This is a genomic window from Streptomyces sp. SP18CS02, assembly GCF_036322365.1.
GTDB lineage: Bacteria > Actinomycetota > Actinomycetes > Streptomycetales > Streptomycetaceae > Streptomyces.
In genome coordinates this window covers 1-332 of sequence record NZ_JAQYXC010000146.1, presented here as the reverse complement: position 1 = coordinate 332, position 332 = coordinate 1, and the positions used below count along the sequence as shown (strand labels likewise).

General features: G+C 60.2%; 1 rRNA gene. It reads right to left on the bottom strand.

From position 1 onward, the window contains the following. Window positions 1-66: ribosomal RNA gene (locus PUR26_RS01050) — 16S ribosomal RNA — on the bottom strand; the annotation flags it as partial. Window positions 67-332 lie beyond the last annotated feature (266 nt).

Sequence of the window (332 nt, the reverse complement as noted above, 5' to 3'; positions counted from 1 at the left end):
TTCGACTTGCATGTGTTAAGCACGCCGCCAGCGTTCGTCCTGAGCCAGGATCAAACTCTCCGTGAATGTTTTCCCGTAATCGGGTAACACCACGCGAGCGGTGCGATCGGGAGGACTAAGCCCGGTCGCACACAGCGTCCTCGCGGTGTATTGCCACCCCGCAAGCGGGATGTACTTTTCAAAGGAACCCTGCCCTCCGAAGATGGCCGGGGGAGCAACTACTCTGGCGTTGATTGTTGGCACGCTGTGGAGTGCTCAAGGCACGGACGCTGCCTGTGTACTCACCCTCTGGGGCTGTCCTCCGGGCGCTTCGGTGCGGTCTGTCGTGTTTC